Source organism: Palleronia pelagia, assembly GCF_900110115.1.
In the GTDB taxonomy this organism is placed as follows: domain Bacteria; phylum Pseudomonadota; class Alphaproteobacteria; order Rhodobacterales; family Rhodobacteraceae; genus Palleronia; species Palleronia pelagia.
This window is the reverse complement of the sequence record NZ_FOCM01000004.1, coordinates 191166-211983: the sequence shown is the minus strand read 5'-3', so window position 1 is coordinate 211983 and position 20818 is coordinate 191166. Positions and strand designations below refer to the sequence as shown.

Sequence of the window (20818 nt, the reverse complement as noted above, 5' to 3'; positions counted from 1 at the left end):
TTTGCAAGCCGATTACGTCATCGTCGGCGCGGGCTCGGCGGGCTGTGCCATTGCCTACCGGCTGGCCGAGGCCGGGCGCTCGGTGCTGGTCGTGGAACACGGCGGCACCGATGCCGGGCCGCTGATCCAGATGCCCGGAGCGCTGTCCTTTCCGATGAACATGAAGCGCTACGACTGGGGCTACAGCACCGAGCCCGAGCCGCATCTGGACGGCCGCGTCCTGGCCACCCCGCGCGGCAAGGTGCTGGGCGGCTCGAGCAGCATCAACGGCATGGTCTACGTGCGCGGCCACGCCCGGGACTTCGACCACTGGTCCGACAGCGGCGCGGCGGGCTGGGCCTTTGCCGACGTCCTTCCCTACTTCAAGCGGATGGAGACGTGGCACGATGGCGGCCACGGCGGCGACCCGCGCTGGCGTGGCAGCGACGGCCCGCTGCACGTCACGCGGGGGCCGCGCGACAACCCGCTCTACCACGCCTTCGTGCAGGCGGGCGCGCAGGCGGGCTACGAGGTCACCGACGACTACAACGGCGAGAAGCAGGAAGGCTTCGGCCCGATGGAGCAGACGGTCTGGCAGGGCCGCCGCTGGTCCGCCGCCAACGCCTACCTGAAGCCCGCGGTGAAGACGGGGCGCGTGCAGGTCGTGCGCGGCCTGGTCGAGCGGCTGGTCTTCGAAGGCGCGCGCGCCACCGGCGTGCGGCTGGCGGGCGGCAAGGTCGTCAGCGCGCGGGCCGAGGTGGTTCTGTCGGCGGGGGCCATCAACTCGCCCAAGATCCTGATGCAGTCGGGGATCGGTCCCGCCGCGCACCTGGCCGAACACGGCATCGAGGTGCGCGCGGACCGTGCGGGCGTGGGCCAGAACTTGCAGGACCACCTGGAATTCCTGGTCCAGATGGCCGCGAGCCAGCCTGTCACGCTGTTCAAGCACTGGTCGCTGATGGGCAAGGCCATGGTCGGCGCGCGGTGGCTGTTCACCGGGACCGGGCCGGGCGCGTCGAACAACTTCGAATCCGCCGCCTTCATCCGCTCGCGCGCGGGCGTGGAATATCCCGATATCCAGTATCACTTCCTGCCGCTGGCCGTGCGCTACGACGGCCAGACGGTGGCCGAGGGGCACGGGTTCCAGGCGCATGTCGGGCCGAACCGCTCGGCCTCGCGCGGGGAGATCACGCTGCGCTCGCCCGACCCCGCGGACGCGCCGCGCATCCTGTTCAACTACATGTCCGACCCGAAGGACTGGGAGGATTTCCGTCTCTGCATCCGCCTCACGCGCGAGATCTTTGGGCAGGAGGCCTTCGCCCCCTTCCGCCGGCACGAGATCCAGCCGGGCGAGGCGGCGCAGACCGACGACGAGCTGGACGCCATCATCCGCGAGCACGTCGAGTCGGCCTACCACCCCTGCGGCACCTGCAAGATGGGCGCCGCGAACGACCCCCGGGCGGTGGTCGATCCCGACTGCCGCGTGATCGGCGTCGAGGGCCTGCGCGTCGCCGACAGCTCGATCTTCCCGCGCATCACCAACGGCAACCTCAACGGCCCCTCGATCATGACGGGCGAGAAGGCGGCGGATCACATCCTCGGCCGTCGTCTTGCGGCGGCGAATGACGAGCCGTGGATCCACCCCGGCTGGCAGGTCGCTCAGCGGTAGACGCTGCGCCTGTTCCTGAGTGAGGGGCCTGACCGGCGAGCTTTGTCGATCGCGGCCCGGGTCTTCAGCACGCGCCATCGGCGTGGCCCGCGAAGGCGCCGTCGCATCGAGGCCGGCCCAAGTAAAAACCCCCGGCGTCAGCCGGGCATCACTCCACCCACGGTCCGTGGTGATCCCGCCCGTCGTCATCCAGCCGGGCGAAGCCGTGCCAGCCGAAGTAGTCGCGCTGCCCCTGGATCATGTCGGCGGTGCCGCGATGGCTGCGCATGGTGTCGAAATAGGTGACCGCCGCCGCCAGCGCCGGAACGGGATGGCCCGCCGCGATCGCCTTGGAGACCGTGTCGCGCAGGCCGGGCGTCGAGTCTTCGACCCGTTTCGCGAAACTGTCGGACAGCATCAGCGACGTGCCCGGCGCGTCGGCCAGCGCGGCCGCCATGTCGTCCAGCATGGCCGAGCGGATGATGCAGCCCGCGCGCCAGACCTTGGCGATCTCGGGCAGGGGCAGGCTCCAGTCGAACGCCTCGGACGCCTTGGCCAGCATGTCGAAGCCTTGCGTGTAGCAGGCGATCTTGCCCGCGATCATCGCCCGCTCCAGCGTCTCGTCGCCCGGCACGTCGAAGCGGCCCGCGCCTGCGCCGAAGCGATCCTCGCCCGCCTTGCGAGCGTCCTTCACCGCCGACATGTTGCGCGCGGCCACGGCGGCCTCGATCACCGGGACGGGGGCGGCCAGGTGCAGCGCCTCGATGGCGGTCCAGCGGCCGGTGCCCTTCTGACCGGCCGTGTCCTCGATCACCGACAGAAGCGGCTTGCCGGTCTTCGGATCCTCGGCGGCGGCGACCTTGGCGGTGATCTCGACCAGGTAGGATTGCAACGGCCCGTCGTTCCACCGCTCGAACAGGGTGGCGATCTCGCCGTAATCCGCGCCGCGCCCGTCGCGCAGAAGGCCGTAGATCTCGGCGATCATCTGCATGTCGGCGTATTCGATGCCGTTATGGACGGCCTTCACGAAATGACCGGCCCCGCCCGGACCCATGTAGGTGGCGCAGGGGGTGCCCTCGTGGCGCGCGGCGATGGCGGTCAGGATGTGGCTGACGCGGTCCCACGCCGCGCGGTCGCCGCCGCCCATGATCGACGGCCCGTGGCGCGCGCCGTCCTCGCCGCCCGACACGCCGATGCCCAGGTAGGGATTGCCCGAGTCGCGCGCGGCCTCGGCCCGGCGGATCGTGTCGCGGAAATTGGCGTTGCCCGCGTCGATGATCAGGTCGTCGGGATCCATGATCGCGCGCAGACGCTCGATATGGTCGTCCACGACATCGCCCGCGGGCACCATCAGGATCACCGCGCGCGGTGTGGCCAGCGCGTCCACCAGCCCCTGTAGATCCTCGGTCGCGGTGAGGCGCGGCGCCAGGTCGCCCGCGTTCGCCACGAAATCGCGCGTGACCGAGTTCGTGCGGTTCATCACCGCGATGTCGAAGCCGTTCTCGGCGATGTTCAGGGCCAGCGCGGCGCCCATGGTGCCAAGGCCCACCAGCCCGATTTCGGATTTACTCATGATTTACCCTTTTTTGGTGTCCTGCGGCGAACCTTGCGGTCCCGGAAGCTTAGCGTGATCGCCGGGGACGTCCACGCGCCCGTGGGGCGCGCCGAATTGCCGATGGGCTCCGCGCGTCTTGTGAAAATCGCGTGTTTGGCTGTATGCCTTGGGCATTGAATGCGGGCATGCGCCGTATTTCGGCGAAAGGCGTTACAAGTCCGATGAAACAGAATGCGAGCCGAAGCGCCCCGCGCGCTACGACCCTGATTTCGCGTTTCCGCGGTGCATTTGCGCGGCGTGCGACCACGCTCAGCCGGAATCAGAAGCGTGCCATCCTCCTGACAGTGGATCTTTGCCTGACGGCGCTTGCCTACGTTCTGACGCTGAAGATTCTCGGCGATCCGCTGGGGTTGATGCTGGGAACTTGGACCGGACTCATGACGGTATCGATGATGCTCATGATCAGTGCGGTGGTCTCGGTGATCCTGAAGATCCCGAATGCCCGTCTGAAAGCGTTCGACTCCAAGGGCATAGGACTGATCGGCGTTCTCGCGCTGATCTCGTCGGCAATCGCGGCGGCGCTTCACCAGATCGGCAGTCTGCCGCTTGCCGCTGCTTCCTTCGTGGTGTTCGGCATGATGATGTTCGTGCTGCTGTCGGCGGGCCGGCTGATCATGCTGGAAATCCTGGTGGCGACCTATCGCATGCGCGGTGACCGGGCGCGCGTGCTGATTTACGGCGCCGGCACGACGGGTATGCAGCTGGCGCGCGCGCTGACCGCCGATGACCAGATCGAGGCGGTCGCCTTCGTCGACGACAACCCGTCGCTGCAGGGGCTGACCGTCGGTGGCCTCGAAGTGCTGCGCCCGGTCGATATCGAACGAATCGTGGCCGAGCGCGATGTGAAGCGGGTCGTTCTGTGCATGCCGTCGATGTCCCGGCCCAAGCAGACCCAGCTGGCGCGTCGGCTGCAGGCCCAGGGGCTCGAGGTCCAGGTCCTGCCGTCTTTCACCCAGCTGATCGGGCAGGAGCCGCTGGTCGACAAGCTGGTGCCCATGTCCGAAGCCCGCCTGATGGGACGGCAGGTCTTCGACCGGCAGACCGACAAGGCCGCGCGCGAGTTTGCCGGGCGGTCGGTGCTTGTCTCGGGCGGGGGCGGGTCCATCGGCTCTGAACTCTGCCGACAGTTGCTGGACTGCGCGCCACGTAAACTCGTTATCTTCGAACTATCCGAACTCGCACTCTACGAGATCCACAAGACGCTGGCGCCGCTCGCCGCCGACGCGGAGATCGAGCTGGTGCCGGTCTTGGGCTCGGTGACCGAGGCGCGCCTGGTGCGCCAGGTGCTCGAGACGCATGAAATCGACGTGGTACTGCACGCGGCGGCCTACAAGCACGTGACCCTGGTCGAGACGAACCCGCTGGTCGGGCTCGCGAACAACGTTCTCGGCACGTCGACCCTGGCGCGCGAAGCGGCGCGGGCGGGATGCGAGCGCTTCGTGCTCGTGTCATCCGACAAGGCGGTGCGCCCGACGAACGTCATGGGCGCGTCCAAGCGGCTGGCCGAGCTGGTGATCCAGGACCAGGCCGCGCGCAGCCGCGGCACCATCTTTACCATGGTCCGTTTCGGCAACGTCATCGGCTCGTCCGGGTCGGTCATTCCGCTCTTCAAGGAGCAGATCGCCCAGGGCGGTCCGGTCACGGTCACCCACCGCGACGTCACCCGCTTCTTCATGACCGTCGAAGAGGCGGTGAGCCTGGTGCTCATGGCCGGATCCATGGCCAACGGCGGCGAGGTCTATGTGCTCGACATGGGCAAGCCCCTGCGCATCTGGGACCTGGCGCGCCACCTGATCGAGGAAAGCCATTATACCGTGCGTAGCGATGAAAACCCCGATGGCGACATCGCGATCGTCGAGGTTGGGCTGAAGCCGGGCGAGAAGCTGTGCGAAGAGCTCATCATCGGCGAAGGCCACGTGATGACCATGCACGAGAAGATCTTCGTGACCCACGAGGCCTGCCTCTCCGAGATCGAGGTGGCCAGCGCGCTGCGATCCCTGCGCGAGGCGCTGAGTTCGGGCAACGAGGATGCCGCGGCCGCCGTCGCCATGCGCTGGGTCGAAGGCTACCGCAAGCCGGGCACGGGGGACACGGTCGTTGCGCCACAAGGCGCCTAGGCGGCCGACTGCTCTTGCCCTTGCCAAAAGCCGCCTTCATACCGGTTGCGTGATCCAAGGGATGCGGGCAGGAGCACTTCTTTGACCATCGGGCGAAAACTGGCGACCGGATGTTGCACCGCGCTGCTGGCCGCCGGCTCCGTGGCGGGGCCCGCGGGGGCCGAGTTCGACCGCCCGCCGCTGAACCTCTATGGCGTTACGGGCGCGGTCGACATGCCCACGGCGCTGGAACAGCCCGAGGGCGAACTGTCGGGCTCCGTCTCGCATTTCGGCAATATCACCCGCGGCACGCTGACCTTCCAGGCCCTGCCGTGGTTGCAGGGCTCGTTCCGCTATTCCCAATTCTCGGGCCTGAGGCTGGAAGACAATCCCGGCTACGAGGACTACCTGGACCGCAGCTTCGACGTGTCTGTCCGCCTGCTGTCGGAAACCCGCTGGCGCCCGGCGCTGAAATTGGGGCTACAGGACCTTGCGGGCACCGGCATCTCGTCCGGCGAATACCTGGTCGCGACCAAGACCTTCGGCGGCGACCTCGCGCTCAGCGCAGGCCTCGGCTGGGGCCGGCTGGGCAGCTACAACCCGGCCTTTTCGACGGGCACGCGCGAGCCCATCGACAACGGTCGGGGCGGCAACTTCAATGTCGACCAGTGGTTTCGTGGCGACGCCGCGCCCTTCGCCAGCGCCATCTGGCAGGCCACGCCGCGCCTGTCATTGATGGCTGAATACAGCTCGGACGCCTACGACCTGGAAACCGGCAACGGTGCCATCGCGTCGCAACGGATCCTCGACCGCGACAGCCCGCTGAACTTCGGTGCGGTCTACCGGGTCAACGACGCGGTGACGGTCGGCGGCTACTATCTTTACGGCAGCGAATTCGGCGTCAGCCTGACCTTCCAGGGCAACCCCAACCGCCCGCCGGTGCAGGGTCAGGTGATCCGGGCGCCGGGTCCCGTGGCGCCGCGTCCATCGCGCGCTTCGGCGCCCGAGAAATGGATCGAGACCTGGGCCGCCCGACCGACCGCGCAGACCACGCTGCTGGGCGCGCTCGAGCGGGACCTGGCGGGCAGCGGGATCGACGTGGAGTCGCTGCAGGTCCAGGGACCGAACACCGTCGAGGTCCGCATTCGCAACCAGCGTTACGGCATGGCGCCGCAGGCCATCGGCCGCACGGCGCGCGCGCTCAGCCGCACGATGCCCAGCTCGGTCGAGACGTTCCGCATCGTGCCCAGCTCGGACGGCCTGCCGCTGTCGGCGATCGTGATGCGCCGCTCGGATCTTGAGGCGTTGGTGCTGGAGCCCGACGCCTCGGCGCAGCTCTTCGCCGCGACAGGCTTCGCCGATCCGCCCGCACGCGACCGGCGTGCCGCGCTGTCGCCGTCGGTGTTCCCGCGCTTCGACTGGTCGGTCGGTCCCTACGTCCGGCGCGTGCTATTCGAGCCGGAAGAGCCGCTGCGCCTTGATGTCGGCGTCCGCGCCCAGGCGACCTACGAGCCGCGGCCGGGCCTCGTCTTCAGCGGCTCGGTCACCAAGCGGATCGCGGGCAACCTGTCGGACAGCGTGCGGCAGAGCAACTCGGTGCTGCCCCGCGTCCGCACGAACTTCAACCTCTACAACGAACAGGGCGACCCCGCGCTCGAGAAGCTGACAGGCGCCTACTACTTCAAGCCGGGGGACAACCTCTACGGTCGGGTCACGGTGGGCTATCTCGAGCGGATGTTCGGCGGGCTATCGACCGAGCTTCTGTGGAAACCGGTGGGCAGCCGGCTCGCCCTCGGGGCCGAGCTGAACTACGTGCACCAGCGCGATTTCGACACCCAGTTCGGGTTCCAGGACTACTCGGTCGCCACCGGGCATCTGTCGGCCTATTACAAGCTTCCCGAGAAATTCCACGTGCAGCTTGACGTGGGCCGCTACCTGGCGGGCGACGTCGGCGCGACCCTGAGCCTGCACCGCGAATTCGCCAACGGCTGGCGCATCGGCGTCTTCGCCACCAAGACCGATGTCTCGGCCGAGGAATTCGGCGAGGGGTCGTTCGACAAGGGCATCACGTTGGAGATCCCGGTGGGTCAGTTCCTGGGCCGTCCGTCGAAGACCACCGCGTCGACGACCCTGCGGCCGATCACCCGCGACGGCGGCGCGCGGCTCGAGGTCGACGGACGTCTTTACGACCGGGTGCGCGACTATCACCGGCCCGACATGCAGGACAGCTGGGGCACGGTATGGCGATGACACCGATTGCACAGGCGGCCCGGGCGTTCGCGCTCGGGGTCGGGCTGTTGGCGGCGCTGGGCGCGTGCTCCAACCGGGACGCCAACAGCGACACCATCTTCCAGGATTTCCGCGGTCTGGCGGTCGGCCTCTTTCGCCGCGGAGATGACGGGCCGCCCCCGGGCATCACCCTGTCCGACGCCGAGCTGAACGCCGCGCCGAACGACATCCTGATCCTGCGCATCCCCGAGTCCGGGTTCGAGGCCGGGATGCTTCAGCAGGTGGTCAACCGCGATGTCACCACCTGGATCACGGCAGATGGCGACGCCGTGTCGCTGAAGGACGGACAGATCGTGGGAACGGCGGGCTTCGGCTTCGACCTGTCCTCGGCCGAGGTGCCCCGCGTGGCGCAGCTGATTGCGGGCCCGGCGCAGGTGGTGCGCGATCACTACCGGCTCGAGGGGCCGCAGGTGATCCGGCGCACGCGGTATTTTTGCACCCTCGCCCGCACGGGCGGGCAGGCGATCACCGTCACCTCGCGCCGCTTCGTCACCACCCGGGTGGACGAAAGCTGCCGCACCGAGGCGGGCGAGACGACGCGCAATACCTACTGGATCGACGGGCGCGGCGTGATCCGCCAGTCGCGGCAGTTCGTGACGCCGACGCTGGGATATTTCGATCTTCAGGCCGTCCATACCGGCCTGCGCTAGTGCGGGCGGATCCGCGTCACCGTCTCGGCGATCAGCGCCAGGTCGAAGCACAGGCTGCGGTTGCGCGCATAGATCAGGTCCAGCGCCGCCTTGCGCGGCACGCAGCGCCGGCAATAGACTGCTTCGGTTTCCGCCACGGTCTCGCACGCGGTTAGCAATACCTCTTCGCGCCGATGGAAGCGGAGAGTGGCCAGACCCGTGATTCCGGGCCGCGTCTGCAGCACGCGCGCGTAGAGCTCGGGAAACAGCTCGGTATAGCGGCGCAGCGGCGGGCGGGGGCCCACGAAGCTGATATCGCCACGCAGCACGTTCCAAAGCTGTGGGAGCTCGTCCAGCCGGGTGCGGCGCAGCATACGACCGACGGGGGTGATGCGGGTGCTCTTGTCGCCACCCGTCACACCGATATCGCCCGGGTCCGGCCGCATGGAGCGGAACTTCCACAGCATGAACGGCTCGTTGATACCGCGCATCCGTTCGGATCGGTGCAGCACCGGTCGGCCGGACAGAACCAACACCAGCCCCGCGATCACCAGCCCGGGGATGAGCAGGATCGCGCCCAGCATCATCGCCAGGGCGATGTCGAATGCGCGTTTGCCCGGTGTCATGCGTCGACTGAAACGGGGTCGGTCGCCCGCACCTCGTCCCACAGCGCGGCGGCATCCGCCGACGGGACAGGCCAAAGGCGATCCAGCGCGCCGACATCCAGATGCACCCGGGCGACGGCGCCCGGAGGCGCGGCGACTCGGTCGGGTGACACGTTCGCCGAAGTGAAGATATCGGCCATGGGCAGCGGCGTCCGCCCCGCGAGGTTCAGCACCGACGGCAGGGGCTCGCCCGCCTCCGCGCGGTCGGCCAGTGCGGCCAGCGCGCGGGCCATGGTCACAGGCCCGATGAAGCTGCGCGAGGGCGCGTCGGGCGCGTCCGTGAACTGGTCCAGACGCGCGGTGCCCCGGCGGATCGACAGGAACGGCTCGGACGCGCCGGCCACGTTGGCCAGCCGCAGGGCAGTGACGTCAGGGCCCCGTACGGCGTGCTCCATCTCGAGCTTGGCCCGCGCGTAGGGCGAGGTTCCGGCCTGGGCGGCATCTTCGGAAGCGGGCCGGTCACCAGTGTCGCCGTAAACCGCCGACGTGGACATGACGAAAACGTGGGCTGCACCCCAATGCCGCGCCGCCGCGACGCCCGCGCGTGCCAGGATTGCGTTGCGATCGAACGCATCTCCCGACACCGGCGTCACCCCGGCCAGGACGACCACTGCCGCACCGCGCGCGGACGGGCAGGGTGGCGGGGGCGAGTCCATGTCCCACCGCAGGTCGATCCCGCTGCCCGCCTCGCGGCCGATGCGGACGACCTCGCGGCCGATCAGCGGAAAGGCGCGCACCAAGCGTGCGCCAACGAGACCGGTGGCGCCGATCAGGATCAGTGGTTTCATGGCATCATCCATCGCCGAGATTGCGACCGCCGGCTCGGGCGATTGCTTTTGATCGGCATCCTAGTAGATTGCCCGGGCGAGACAAAAGCCCCGGCGGAAGTATGCCCGGGCAGGAGGAAAACTTGACCACACGCAAGCGCACGATCTTTGCCGCCCTGCTTCTTGCGGCGCTCGCAGGATGCAGCCTGCCACGCGGCGCGGCGCTGCAATCCGAAATCAGCCGTCCTGCCAATGCCGACACGGCGGATTACGCGTTCTATCAAGTGAGCCGTGCGCTGTTGCCGACCGTGCAGGCCTGGCCCGCGGTCAATGTCACGAGGACCGATGGCTGGCCGAGATCCGCGCACGGATCCATGGGCCAGCTGATCCAGCCCGGGGACGTGGTCACGATCACCGTTTGGGACAGCTCGGAGAACTCTCTGCTGACCGGCACGGAAGAACGTCAGACCTCGCTGGGCGATATGACGGTCACGCCCGGCGGTACCGTTTTCATCCCCTATGTCGGCTCCGTGCGCGTCGCGGGACAAAGCCCCGAGGTCGCCCGCCGGGTCATTCAAAATCAACTCAACGAGGTGGCCCCCTCGAGCCAGGTTCAACTGATGCTGCGCGAAGGGCAGAATAACGCGGTCACCGTCGCCGCCGGCGTTGCGTCTCCGGGTGTGTTTCCAATGCAGGATCGCAACCTTTCGGTCCTCCGGCTTCTTGGCCAGGCGGGCGGTGTTGCGCCGACCCTGCGCAACCCCCTGATTCGACTGCAGCGCGGGCAACGGAACTACGCCACGTCGCTGAAGACCCTCTACGAGAACCCGCAGGCGAATACGCTGGTCCGGCCCGGCGACACGATCCTGGTGGAAGAAGACGACCGGTATTTCCTGTCCATCGGTGCCGCTGGGCGAGAGGACTTGGTGTATTTCCCGCGCGATCATGTCACCGCGCTTGAGGCCGTGGCGCTGATTGGCGGTCTGACCGAAACGCGTGCCGATCCCGAGGGTGTCTTGGTGCTGCGCGAATACCCGGTCTCGGCACTGGCTGCCGGCGTTCGCGGGCCGCGAAAGACCCGCGTGGTCTTCTCGATCGACATGACCACGGCGGACGGGCTTTTCAGCGCCAAGAACCTGCAGATCATGCCGGGCGATGTGGTGCTGGCGACCGAGTCTCCGGTCAGTTCCATTCAGGTGGCGCTTGGCTTGTTGACCGGCGGCCTCGGGTTCGCGAACGCGCTGGGCGGCTGACGCCGGTCACCATCATCCGAACGAAGAACGGCGGCGCCCTCGGGTGCCGCCGTTGCTGTTTCGCGGATCCGGACCGCCGTTACAGGGGGCCGTCCTTGCCCGAGAAACCGGCCATCTGGTCCTCGGCCCAGGCCTTGATGTCGTATTTGCGGATGGTCTCGCGCATGTGCTTCATGCGGTCTTCCTGCTCGGCCTCGGACATATCCAGCGCCTGCAGCAGGGCGCGGTCCATGCTCTTGTGCGAGAACGGGTTCGCCAGGATCGCCGAGCCCATCTCGACCGCCGCACCCGCGAATTCCGACAGCACCAGCGCGCCCCGATTATCGGTGCGGCAGGCCGCGAATTCCTTGGCGACCAGGTTCATCCCGTCCGCCAGCGGCGTGATCCACGCCACGTCGGCGGCGCGGTAGTAGGCCACAAGGTCATCGAAGGGGATCGCCCGGCTCATGAGGGTCACGGGCGTCCAGTCGAAGGTGCCGAAGCGGCCGTTGATGCGGCCCACGGTGGCCTCGATCTCGTTCTGGATGCCCTCGTAGACGGTCATGTTGCGGTTGGCGCTGACCGACACGTGCATCAGGCGCACCTTGCCGTGCAGGTGCGGGTTCTCGTCCAGCACGCGCTCGAAGCTCATCAGCTGGTCGGTGCCGCCCTTGGTATAGTCGGTGCGGCCCACCGACAGGATCATGGCGCCTTCACCGATCTCCTCGCGGATTTCGCGCGCCTTGGCCTGTGTCTCGTCGGCCGAGGCCTTGCCCTCGATGTAGTCCACGTCGACGCCCACCGGCGAGGCCTGCACGTGCACCTTGTGCCCCTGATAGGTGATCTCCTGCGCCACGCGGCGCTCGGACAGGGCCACGTGTTCCTTCACGAAATCGGGGTTCACGTCCTCGCGCGGGCCTGTCTCGACCGTGAACAGGCTCTCGGCCACGCCCACGAAATTCGCGGCATAGCGCGGGATGTGGAAGCCCACCACGTCGGCGGCCAGCAGCGACTCGATGATCTCGCGCCGCCAGGGCAGCACGTTGAACATGTCGGCCGAGGGAAAGGGCGTGTGGTGGAAGAAGCTGATGCGCAGGTCGGGGCGCAGCTTGCGCAGGTATCCCGGCACCAGCCACAGGTTGTAGTCGTGGACCCAGACCACGGCACCCTGCGCCGCCTCGTTCGCGGCAGCCTCGGCGAAGGCCCAGTTCACTTCGCGGAAGGTGGGCCAGTCGACGGGGTCATAGTCGTACTTTTCCTTGAACGAGTGCAGGATCGGCCAGAACGCCTCTTTCGAGGTGACGTGGTAGAACGACTTCACCTGCGCCTCGGTCAGGGGCAGGCGCGACACGGAATACTTGCCGAAGCTGTCCTCGATCTCGACCACCCGCTCGAAATCGGGCTCGGCCGGGGTCGCTGACAGCTTCCAGGCAACCCATGCGCCCTTGTCCACGCGGCCGAAGAAGGACTTGAGCGTCGGCACGATGCCGTTCGGGCTCTTGTTCTCCTTGAAAACGATCTTGCCGTTTTCCTCGACCTCTTCGTAGGGCTGGCGGTGGTAGACGATGACCAGATCAGACGGCATCAATATCCCTCGGGCGTTGCGTGAAAATCGAACTGGGCGACGGCCTCGATGATACCGGCGGCGCCCACGGCGGTGGCAACATGCACGTGGCTCAGGCCCTCAACCCGTTCGACAAGGGCGGGTTCCGCCCCGCCCACGGCCACGGCGGGCAGGCCGCATTCCAGCATCGACAGGTCGTTCAGCGTGTCGCCGGCCGCCAGGACCTTGTTCGGCGCGATCCCCAGGTGCGACACCAGCCGTTTGAGCGAAGGGCCCTTGCTGATCCCCTTGGGCAGCACGTCGAAATACTTGTTGTCCGAGATCAGCGCATCGTAACCCATCTCGTGGACCAGGTCGATGCTGGCACGGTCCAGCTTGTCGGGGTCCAGGTCGAAGCTCACGCGATACCGGAAATCGGTGGGCTGCAACGTCAGGCCGGCATGGTCGGCCAGCGCCTCGCGCACGCGGTCGCCGCCGTCGCCCCAGGCCTCGGCGATCTCGGCCTCCAGCGTGTCGATGGGGGCGATGCGCTTGTCCTCGACCCGGGCGATGGTGGTGCCCACGTCGCCCACCACGTATTCGGGCCAGGGCACGCCGCCGTCGCACAGCTCGCCGATGAACTTGGGATCGCGGCCGGTCACGAAGATCAGGCCGATCGTGTCGCGATGCGCCTCGATCCAGTCGTAGAGCGCCTTGCGATCCTCGTCGCTGCCGCCCAGGAACGTGCCGTCCAGGTCGGTGGCCAGGACGAAGCGGCGCCCGGCCATGTCTTCGCCGGGGGTGTAGCTGTCAGAGCTCATGCATTTTCTCCGAAAGGATGATCGAATGCGAGGCCCAGCGCCTTCGGCTCGGCCTCGATCGGGCGTGACCACAGGTCACGGAACGTCTGTGTCAGGTCGGCGCCCTCGTGCAGGACGGCGTGGACCGACTCGCAGATGGGCAGGCTCACGCCGATGCGCTGCGCAAGGTCGATGACCGAGATCGAGTTCACTTCGCCCTCGACCACCACCGGCTTGCCGTCGAAGCACTCTTCGCGCTTCAGACCTTTGCCAAGCTGCGTGCCCAGGCTCATGTTGCGCGAGGTGGTCGACGAACAGGTCAGCGTCAGGTCGCCCGCGCCCGACAGGCCGGTCACCGTCTCGCGCCGCCCGCCCAGCACCTCGGCCAGGGTCTTCATTTCGTCCATGCCGCGGGTGATCAGCGCGGCGCGCGTGTTCTCGGCAAAGCCCGCGCCCGACATCATCCCGCAGGCGATGGCGATCACGTTCTTCACCGCGCCGCCGATCTCGACCCCCACCAGGTCGTCGCTGATATAGGGGCGGAAGAACTCGGACGACATGGAAATGGCCAGCCGCGCGGCCGGGCTGTCCTTCGGCGACAGCCGGTCGGCATAGGTGAAGTCGAAGGCGACCGTGGCGGCCGTGGGGTGACCCAGCACCGTTTCCTTGGCGAAGGTCGGGCCCGACAGCGCCCCGATGGGGTGATCGGGCAGCTCCTCGGCCGCGACCTCGCCCAGAAGCAGGCCGGTCTTGGTCTCGATCCCCTTGGCGCACAGGGCGACGGGCACGCCCTTCTTCAGATGCGGCTTCATCCGGGCGCAGATCTTGCGCAGGGTCTTCGACGGCGTGACCACCAGCACCGCATCTGCGTCCTTCAGCGCGGCGCCCATGTCGGTGGTTGCGTCGATCCCCTTCGGAAGCTCCACCCCGGGCAGGTATTTCGGATTCTCGCCGCGTTCGCGAATGGCGTCGGTCGTTTTCTCGTCGCGGCCCCAGATCACCACCTCGCGTCCCGCGCGCTTGGCCACGGTCGCCAGCGCGGTGCCCCACGACCCCGAGCCGATGACCGCGATCCTCGGATAGGGTTTCGCCAGGGCGGGCAGAATCTGTTGATCGGATTTGCTGATCGTCATCGAACATCCCAGGGGCAAGAAAGCAGGAAACGCCGCCCATGCGACGCACCGTCGCTTTACCTAGTGGTCCGCCGGGGCGAAGCAAAGGGGAGCCTTGTGCGAAGCTGCGCCAGGTGCACGTTCCGCGGGCAATGTGCGCAATCCGGCGGCAGCGATGGAGGATCGGCCAATCGCGGGACCGCGGATCCGCGCCCCGAGCCGCAGGCGTCACGGGGGCCGGCGCACCGGGTTTTCCCCTATTTTTACCGAAAAATCAGGCCACAGGCGCCGAAAGATGGGCCGATTGCGCCCGCGAACCGGCGTGGACGGGCTTTGCGCCGGTATTGGCCGGCCCGACCGGTCCCACCTAGTCTTTTCCACCACCGCCCCGCCCGCAGGGCCTGTCGAAAGGAAAGACCGTCGATGAAAAACGATCCCGTCCGCACAGCAATTTTCCCCGTCGCAGGCCTGGGCACCCGGTTCCTGCCCGCCACCAAGGCGACGCCAAAGGAATTGCTGCCGGTCATCGACACACCCCTGATCCAGTACGCCATCGACGAAGCCCGCGCCGCGGGGATCGAGCGCATGGTGTTCGTGAGCCACCCCTCGAAAGGTTCAATCGAGCGTCACGTGCGCCACGACGCCGACCTGTCGCGGATGCTGCGGTCGAAGGGCAAGAACGGCGTGGCCCGCACGCTCGAGGCCGCCTGCCTGAACGAGGGCGAACACGAGGTCGTCTTCGTCATGCAGGACGAGCCGTTGGGCCTCGGCCACGCGGTGAACTGCGCCGCCCCCCATGCGCTGCCGGGGGCGGTGGCCGTGATCCTGCCCGACGATCTGATCCTCGGCGGCCGCGGTTGCCTGGCCGAAATGGTCGACGCCTATGAACACGGCAAGGCCGGTCACCTGGTCGCCGCCATGGAAGTCGCCCCCGACGCGGTGTCGTCCTACGGCATCCTCGCGCCCCGAAGCATCGAGGGCCCGATGATCTTCGCCTCGGGCATGGTCGAGAAACCGGCCATCGACGCCGCGCCGTCGCGCCAGGCGGTCGTCGGGCGCTACGTGCTCGACGGGTCGATCTTCGCGGATCTCGACGCGCTCACACCGGGGGCGGGCGGGGAGTACCAGCTCACCGACGCGATCGCCGCCGGGATCGGCCGCGTGGGCCTGGCGGGCTATGCCTTCTCGGGCAAGCGGTTCGACTGCGGCTCGAAGACCGGGATGCTCGCCGCGATCCTGCACGTGGCCCGGTCGAACCCCGACTACGCGGACGTGCTGGAGGAGTTCTGCAGCCTTCAGGCCGCGACGGCGCCTGCGGCGGCCTGATGTAACAATTCGCGGTCCTGCGTCACGCACCCTGACATGTCGGTGAGCCCGCTATCGCGGGGCCGCGGCGCTGCCTAACGTCGGGTCATGCAGCATGAAAGGACGCTTGCCATGACCGCCGACCGCCGCCGCTTCCTGGCGCTTGCCGCCAGTCTTCCCGCCCTCGGCCTGATCGCCGGGCCCCTGGCCGCGCAGGCCGCCCCGCAGGTCTATGCCGAGGACGGCATCGCCATCGACGGCACGGATGCCGTCGCCTATTTCACCGAAGGCCGCCCGGTGCCGGGCGATCCGTCCATCACCCACGACTGGGGCGGGGCGACCTGGCGGTTCGCAAGCGCCGCCAACCGCGATGCCTTCGCCGCCGACCCCGAGGCCTATGCCCCGCAATACGGCGGCTTCTGCGCCTGGGCGGTGAGCGAGGGCTACACCGCCTCGACCACGCCCGAGGCCTGGCGCATCGTCGATGGCAAGCTCTACCTCAACTACTCGCGCCGGATCCAGCGCCGCTGGAACCGTGACATCCCCACGCATATCAGCCGCGGGGATGCCAATTGGCCGGGGCTGATGGGATCGTCCTGATCAGCCGTTCCCGCACCGGGGCGGGCGCCTACAGCAGCGTCCGCTCCACGAACCACCAAGCCCCGACCAGCGCGATGGCGATGCTGGCGGGGTTCGCGATGACGCGGCGATACCAGTTCTTGCGCCCGAACCAGTAGCCCACCAGCGCGAAGGCCACGGCGATCACGAACAGCTGTCCCAGCTCGACGCCCACGTTGAAGCCGATCAGCTTGCCCACCAGGTTGCTGCTGCCCAGCCCGTATTCGGTCAGCACGCCCGCAAAGCCCAGCCCGTGCAGCAGACCGAACAGCAGCACGATCAGCGGCCGCCAGGGCGTCATCCCCCGGCTCAGCACGTTCTCGACGCCGACATAGACGATCGAGGCCGCGATCAGCGGCTCGACGATGGACCCGGGCACGCTGACGACCCCCAGCACGGCCAGCGCCAGCGTCACGGTGTGCGCGGCGGTGAAGGCGGTGACCTGCCACAGAAGCGGGCGCAGCTGCGTGGACAGGAAGAACAGGCCCAGCACGAACAGGATATGATCCAGGCCCAGGGGGACGATGTGCTCGAACCCCACGGGGATGAAATCGACGAACGCCTCGAAGCCCGATTGCGCCGCGCCGCCGGTGCGCGGGATCGGGTCGCTGGCCGCGCCGTTGGTCAAGTAGCCGGTATAGCCGTCCTGCCCGGCGCCCATCTGGCGCAGTACCAGCGCGCCGAGGCTCGCGTCCCACTGCACGACCACGGGCGCGTCGCCCTCGGGCAGCGGGCCGGTCACGACGAAGTCCGACAGGCGCGGCAACTCCACGTTGCCCACGGGCGCGGCGCTGACCGATTGCAGCGACAGCGGCACGCGCGCGCCGTCCACGGTCACGTCGATCTGGTCGGCGAAGCGGTCGAACGCCTCGCGGAACGCCTCTTCCAGCGCGGCGGGCTCCAGCGCCCTCAGGCGGTCGACCTCGTCCGCCACGTCCGAATCGTTGGTGTCCGACAGCCCCTCCAGGTCGACGCCCGCGATGAAGGGCTCCAGCGTGGCCTCGAAATCCAGGGTGATTTCGTCGCCGCCGATGGTCACGTCCGCCACCGAGGGCTGGACCTCGTGCGCCGCCAGCGGCGATGACAAAGCCGCGATGAGCATCGCAAGCCCCAGAAGCCCGCTTGACAGCATCGACCCCAGCGCCACCCTGACCGGCAACCTGCCCTTGGAAATATTGCGCATCATGTCCCTTTTTCGCCCTTTCGCCCCAATTCTCGCCATCGCAGCTAGCACATCGCTGGCGTGGGGCCACGAGTTTTGGATCGACCCCGAGGATTATACGCTGGCCCCCGGCGACACGCTGACCGCCGCCATCCGGGTGGGCGAGAACTTCAAGGGATCGAGCTATGCCTACATTCCCGACAACTTCCGCCGTTTCGACCTGGCGCAGGGCGACGACGTGGCCCCGGTCGAGGGCCGCATCGGCGACCGCCCGGCGCTGAGCACGACCGTCGATGAGGACGGGCTCGCCATCGTGGTCCACGTCACCCGCGACTACGACCTGACCTATTCCAGCTACGACAGTTTCGTGAACTTCGTCACCCACAAGGACGCCGAATGGGTGATCGACGCCCACGCCGACGCGGGGCAGGAGGGCGTGGCCCCGAAGGAAATCTATTCCCGCCACGCCAAGTCGCTCGTCGCAGTGGGCGAGGGCGCGGGGCAGGACCGTGCCTTCGGCCTGGTCACCGAGATCGTCGCGCTCGAGAACCCCTATACCGGCGACACAGGCGACGGGATCGACGTGCAGGTCTTCTACCAGTCCGAGCCACGCGGTGACGCGCAGGTCGAGATCTTCGACCGTGACCCGGATGGCGAAGTGACGGTCAGCACAGTGACGACAGATGCCGAGGGCGTCGCGACAGTGCCGGTCACTGCCGGCCACAGCTACCTGGTGGATGCCGTCGTGCTGCGCCGTCCCGGCGACGACGTGGCCGAGGAAACCGGCGCCGCGTGGGAAAGCCTCTGGGCCTCGCTCACCTTCGCCGTGCCCGAGTGAGTGATCCGGGCCGGGCCGTGCGCCGGTCCGTTATGGCGCTCACTCCGGCTCGTTCGCCTCGCGCTCGCGCATGATGCGGTCGGTGCGTTTGCGGACCAGCACCTGGCGCAGATCGTGCATCGACAGCAGCAGGGGATTCAGGATGGCGTCGATCTGCTCTTCCGTGGCCTTGGTCTGAACCCAGTGGGCGGTGTGGTTGAGGTGATCGACGGTGCGCAGGATGTCGTCGATCTCGCGGTAGGCCAGCGTGGCGCGGCGTTCCTCCATCCACTCGGTGATGGCGGCCATGTCGTGTGCGTCCAGCGTGCGCTCGCCGTTGGGCTTCACCTCGCCGTTGCGGATGTTGACGACCGCGATCTGGTCCATCTCGATCCGGCGCTGGCGATTGTCGGAATCGACGCGGAACACGAAAGCCCCGTTCTCGCGCACGCGGAAGAAATACTCGGGCAGTTCCAGCGACATGGTGGCCCCTCTCAGTCTGTCTGCCGCGGTACCGGGCCCGTGCCGCGCCCGGCGTACCCGCTCAGCTGCACCCGGCGCAGAACCGCTTGATGCGCGTCATCGCCTCGGTCAGCGCGGCCTCGGAGGTGGCATAGCTGACGCGGAAGGCGGGGCTCAGCCCGAAGGCCGCGCCGAAGACTACGGCCACGCCTTCCTCTTCCAGAAGCGCGGTGGCGAAGGCCTCGTCGCTGTCGATGGCCGCGCCCGCCGGGCTGACCATGCCGATCAGCTCGGCGATGGACGGGTAGACGTAGAAGGCGCCGTCGGGCGTGGGGCAGGTGATGCCCTTGCACTGGTTCAGCTCGGACACCACCAGGTCGCGGCGCCGCTCGAAGCTGCGGCACCAGTCCTGCAGGAACTCCTGCGGGCCGTTCAGCGCCTCGACCGCCGCCCACTGGCTGATCGAGCAGGGGTTCGACGTGCTTTGCGACTGGATCTTGCGCATGGCGCCGATCAGCCATTCGGGTCCGGCCGCGTAACCGATCCGCCAGCCGGTCATGGAATACGCCTTCGACACGCCGTTGCAGGTCAGCGTGCGGTCGTAGAGCTCGGGCTCGACCTGGGCGGGGGTCGTGAACTCGAAATTGCCGAAGCGCAGGTGTTCGTACATGTCGTCGGTCATGATCAGAACGTGCGGGTGATGCACCAGCACGTCGGTCAGCGCCTTGAGCTCCTCGCGGGTGTATCCCGCGCCCGTCGGGTTCGAGGGCGAGTTGAAGATCAGCCACTTGGTCTTGGGCGTGATCGCGTCGTTCAGCTGCTTGGGCGTCATCTTGAAGCCCTGCTCGATGCCGCATTCCACGACCACCGGCTCGCCCCCGCCCAGCAGGACCATGTCGGGATAGCTGACCCAGTAGGGCGCGGGGATGATGACCTCGTCGCCCGGGTTCAGGGTGGCCATCAGCGCGTTATACAGGATCTGCTTGCCGCCGGTGCCCACGCTGACCTGCTTGGGGGTGTAGTCCAGCCCGTTGTCGCGCTTGAACTTGGCGCAGATCGCCTGCTTCAGCTCGGGGATGCCGTCGGGCGCGGTGTACTTGGTCTTGCCCGCGTCGATGGCGGCCTTGGCCGCGTCCTTGATGTGGTCGGGCGTGTCGAAATCCGGCTCGCCGGCGCCAAGGCCGATGACGTCGCGCCCCTCGGCCTTCAGCTCGGCCGCCTTGGTGGTGACGGCGATGGTGGGCGACGGCTTGACCCGCCCCAGTGTCGCGGAAAGCATATCCATGGTCGTCCTCCGGTGGTTCGCAAAGCTGGTTTGTCTTAGGCTTGGCCCTAGCTTCCTTCAACAGCGAAAAACGGATCGAGGATCACCATGACCGACGACCTGGTAGAGACGCAGCACGATTGGTATTCCAACGACACCGCGACCTTCGGCGATCGGCTGGCCGACGCGCGCCAGGCCGCGAGCCTTTCGCAGAACGAACTCGCCCATCGCATCGGCGTGCGCATCGGCACGCTCGAGAAGTGGGAAAACGACATGTCCGAGCCGCGCGCCAACCAGCTTCAGACCATCTCGGGGCTGCTGAATGTCAGCCTGCGCTGGCTGATGACGGGCGAGGGCGACGGCCTCGCCGCGCCGTCCGAGCCGGCACCGCTTTCCGACGACATGACCCAGCTTCTCAACGAGATGCGCCAGCTTCAGCGCGCGATGGTGCAGCAGGCCGACACGTTGGGCCGGCTGCAAAAGCGTCTGCGCCGGATGCAAGAGACCGCCCAATGACAGAGGCCGGCGATCGCGAAACCATGCTGCGCCGCCTGCGGATCCGGTCCTGGCGGCGCGGCATCAAGGAGATGGACCTGATCCTGGGCGCCTATGCCGACCACCGGCTGGCCGAACTGGATGACGAGACCGTGGCGCTCTACCAGCAGATGCTTCTGGAAAACGACCAGGACCTTTACCAGTGGGTTAGCGGGCAGGCCCCCGCGCCGCCCCTCTACGCCGACCTGATCGCCGACATCGCGGCCCACATGGCCGAACACGTGCGCGGCGGCGTGGCCTGATCTCCGGGATAAACCATT

Annotated in this window: 19 protein-coding genes; 10 read left to right on the top strand and 9 right to left on the bottom strand. The window is 67.7% G+C overall.

Translation table 11 applies throughout. The features are described from left to right. Position 1 precedes the first annotated feature (1 nt). Complete coding sequence (gene betA / locus BMX96_RS10430; RefSeq protein ID WP_091845613.1) at positions 2 to 1648, top strand: choline dehydrogenase; 1647 nt, start codon at positions 2 to 4, stop codon at positions 1646 to 1648. A 148-nt stretch (positions 1649 to 1796) separates the two neighbouring features. On the opposite strand, the gene gndA is transcribed toward betA, so the two are convergent. Next, positions 1797 to 3200: an NADP-dependent phosphogluconate dehydrogenase gene (gndA, locus tag BMX96_RS10425; protein WP_091845435.1), complete on the bottom strand. Its 1404-nt coding sequence runs from the start codon at positions 3198 to 3200 to the stop codon at positions 1797 to 1799. A 203-nt stretch (positions 3201 to 3403) separates the two neighbouring features. Between gndA and BMX96_RS10420 the strand changes: the two genes are divergently transcribed. The 3 genes from BMX96_RS10420 (at position 3404) to BMX96_RS10410 (ending at position 8277) form a co-directional block, all read left to right on the top strand. Beyond that, positions 3404 to 5359 (top strand): polysaccharide biosynthesis protein, encoded by a 1956-nt coding sequence (locus tag BMX96_RS10420; protein WP_091845434.1) that lies wholly within the window; start codon positions 3404 to 3406, stop codon positions 5357 to 5359. Between the two features lie 81 nt (positions 5360 to 5440). Then, positions 5441 to 7588, top strand: a complete 2148-nt coding sequence (locus BMX96_RS10415) for a YjbH domain-containing protein (protein WP_091845433.1) — start codon at positions 5441 to 5443, stop codon at positions 7586 to 7588. Further along, the gene (locus BMX96_RS10410; RefSeq protein WP_175481712.1) at positions 7585 to 8277 is read left to right on the top strand and encodes a YjbF family lipoprotein; all 693 of its coding nucleotides are present in this window, start codon (positions 7585 to 7587) and stop codon (positions 8275 to 8277) included. Before BMX96_RS10415 ends, BMX96_RS10410 begins: the two co-directional genes overlap by 4 nt. Here BMX96_RS10410 and BMX96_RS10405 read toward each other — a convergent pair. Together BMX96_RS10405 and BMX96_RS10400 are read right to left on the bottom strand one after the other, a co-directional pair. After that, positions 8274 to 8882, bottom strand: a complete 609-nt coding sequence (locus BMX96_RS10405) for a sugar transferase (protein WP_091845431.1) — start codon at positions 8880 to 8882, stop codon at positions 8274 to 8276. The two genes, BMX96_RS10410 and BMX96_RS10405, sit on opposite strands and share 4 nt — an antisense overlap. After that, positions 8879 to 9709, bottom strand: coding sequence for an NAD-dependent epimerase/dehydratase family protein (locus BMX96_RS10400; RefSeq protein WP_175481711.1), 831 nt, complete (start codon positions 9707 to 9709; stop codon positions 8879 to 8881). The genes BMX96_RS10405 and BMX96_RS10400 overlap by 4 nt, the downstream gene beginning before the upstream one ends. 122 nt (positions 9710 to 9831) lie before the next feature. On the opposite strand from BMX96_RS10400, the gene BMX96_RS10395 reads away from it, so the two are divergent. After that, positions 9832 to 10941: a polysaccharide biosynthesis/export family protein gene (locus BMX96_RS10395; protein ID WP_236737030.1), complete on the top strand. Its 1110-nt coding sequence runs from the start codon at positions 9832 to 9834 to the stop codon at positions 10939 to 10941. Between the two features lie 79 nt (positions 10942 to 11020). Here BMX96_RS10395 and ggpS read toward each other — a convergent pair whose 3' ends face one another. The 3 genes from ggpS to BMX96_RS10380 are packed head-to-tail and all read right to left on the bottom strand — an operon-like array spanning position 11021 to position 14396. Then, positions 11021 to 12505, bottom strand: coding sequence for a glucosylglycerol-phosphate synthase (gene ggpS, locus BMX96_RS10390; RefSeq protein WP_091845428.1), 1485 nt, complete (start codon positions 12503 to 12505; stop codon positions 11021 to 11023). Next, positions 12505 to 13284, bottom strand: a complete 780-nt coding sequence (locus BMX96_RS10385; protein WP_091845427.1) for an HAD-IIB family hydrolase — start codon at positions 13282 to 13284, stop codon at positions 12505 to 12507. The genes ggpS and BMX96_RS10385 overlap by 1 nt, the downstream gene beginning before the upstream one ends. Continuing rightward, the gene (locus BMX96_RS10380; RefSeq protein WP_091845426.1) at positions 13281 to 14396 is read right to left on the bottom strand and encodes an NAD(P)H-dependent glycerol-3-phosphate dehydrogenase; all 1116 of its coding nucleotides are present in this window, start codon (positions 14394 to 14396) and stop codon (positions 13281 to 13283) included. Before BMX96_RS10380 ends, BMX96_RS10385 begins: the two co-directional genes overlap by 4 nt. A 402-nt stretch (positions 14397 to 14798) precedes the next feature. Between BMX96_RS10380 and BMX96_RS10375 the strand changes: the two genes are divergently transcribed. Both BMX96_RS10375 and BMX96_RS10370 read left to right on the top strand, forming a co-directional pair. Further along, positions 14799 to 15701 carry a UTP--glucose-1-phosphate uridylyltransferase gene (locus tag BMX96_RS10375; protein ID WP_091845425.1) on the top strand — a complete coding sequence of 301 codons (903 nt, stop codon included), beginning with the start codon at positions 14799 to 14801 and terminating at the stop codon, positions 15699 to 15701. Positions 15702 to 15812: 111 nt separating this feature from the next. Further along, positions 15813 to 16280, top strand: coding sequence for a YHS domain-containing (seleno)protein (locus BMX96_RS10370; RefSeq protein ID WP_091845424.1), 468 nt, complete (start codon positions 15813 to 15815; stop codon positions 16278 to 16280). A gap of 28 nt (positions 16281 to 16308) precedes the next feature. Here BMX96_RS10370 and BMX96_RS10365 read toward each other — a convergent pair whose 3' ends face one another. Next, the gene (locus BMX96_RS10365; RefSeq protein ID WP_236737029.1) at positions 16309 to 17484 is read right to left on the bottom strand and encodes a HupE/UreJ family protein; all 1176 of its coding nucleotides are present in this window, start codon (positions 17482 to 17484) and stop codon (positions 16309 to 16311) included. Here BMX96_RS10365 and BMX96_RS10360 point away from each other — a divergent pair. Further along, entirely contained in the window at positions 17483 to 18298 is an 816-nt protein-coding gene (locus BMX96_RS10360; protein ID WP_091845611.1) for a DUF4198 domain-containing protein, read from the top strand. The genes BMX96_RS10365 and BMX96_RS10360 overlap by 2 nt on opposite strands. 39 nt (positions 18299 to 18337) lie before the next feature. On the opposite strand, the gene BMX96_RS10355 is transcribed toward BMX96_RS10360, so the two are convergent. Together BMX96_RS10355 and BMX96_RS10350 are read right to left on the bottom strand one after the other, a co-directional pair. After that, on the bottom strand, positions 18338 to 18760 hold the full coding sequence (locus BMX96_RS10355; RefSeq protein ID WP_091845423.1) for a hypothetical protein: 423 nt from the start codon (positions 18758 to 18760) through the stop codon (positions 18338 to 18340). A gap of 61 nt (positions 18761 to 18821) precedes the next feature. Then, the gene (locus tag BMX96_RS10350) at positions 18822 to 20024 is read right to left on the bottom strand and encodes a pyridoxal phosphate-dependent aminotransferase (RefSeq protein WP_091845422.1); all 1203 of its coding nucleotides are present in this window, start codon (positions 20022 to 20024) and stop codon (positions 18822 to 18824) included. An 87-nt stretch (positions 20025 to 20111) separates the two neighbouring features. Here BMX96_RS10350 and BMX96_RS10345 point away from each other — a divergent pair, with 87 nt between their 5' ends. Both BMX96_RS10345 and BMX96_RS10340 read left to right on the top strand, forming a co-directional pair. Continuing rightward, entirely contained in the window at positions 20112 to 20519 is a 408-nt protein-coding gene (locus BMX96_RS10345; RefSeq protein WP_091845421.1) for a helix-turn-helix domain-containing protein, read from the top strand. Further along, positions 20516 to 20800 (top strand): FAD assembly factor SdhE, encoded by a 285-nt coding sequence (locus BMX96_RS10340; protein WP_091845420.1) that lies wholly within the window; start codon positions 20516 to 20518, stop codon positions 20798 to 20800. The genes BMX96_RS10345 and BMX96_RS10340 overlap by 4 nt, the downstream gene beginning before the upstream one ends. Positions 20801 to 20818: the final 18 nt, after the last annotated feature.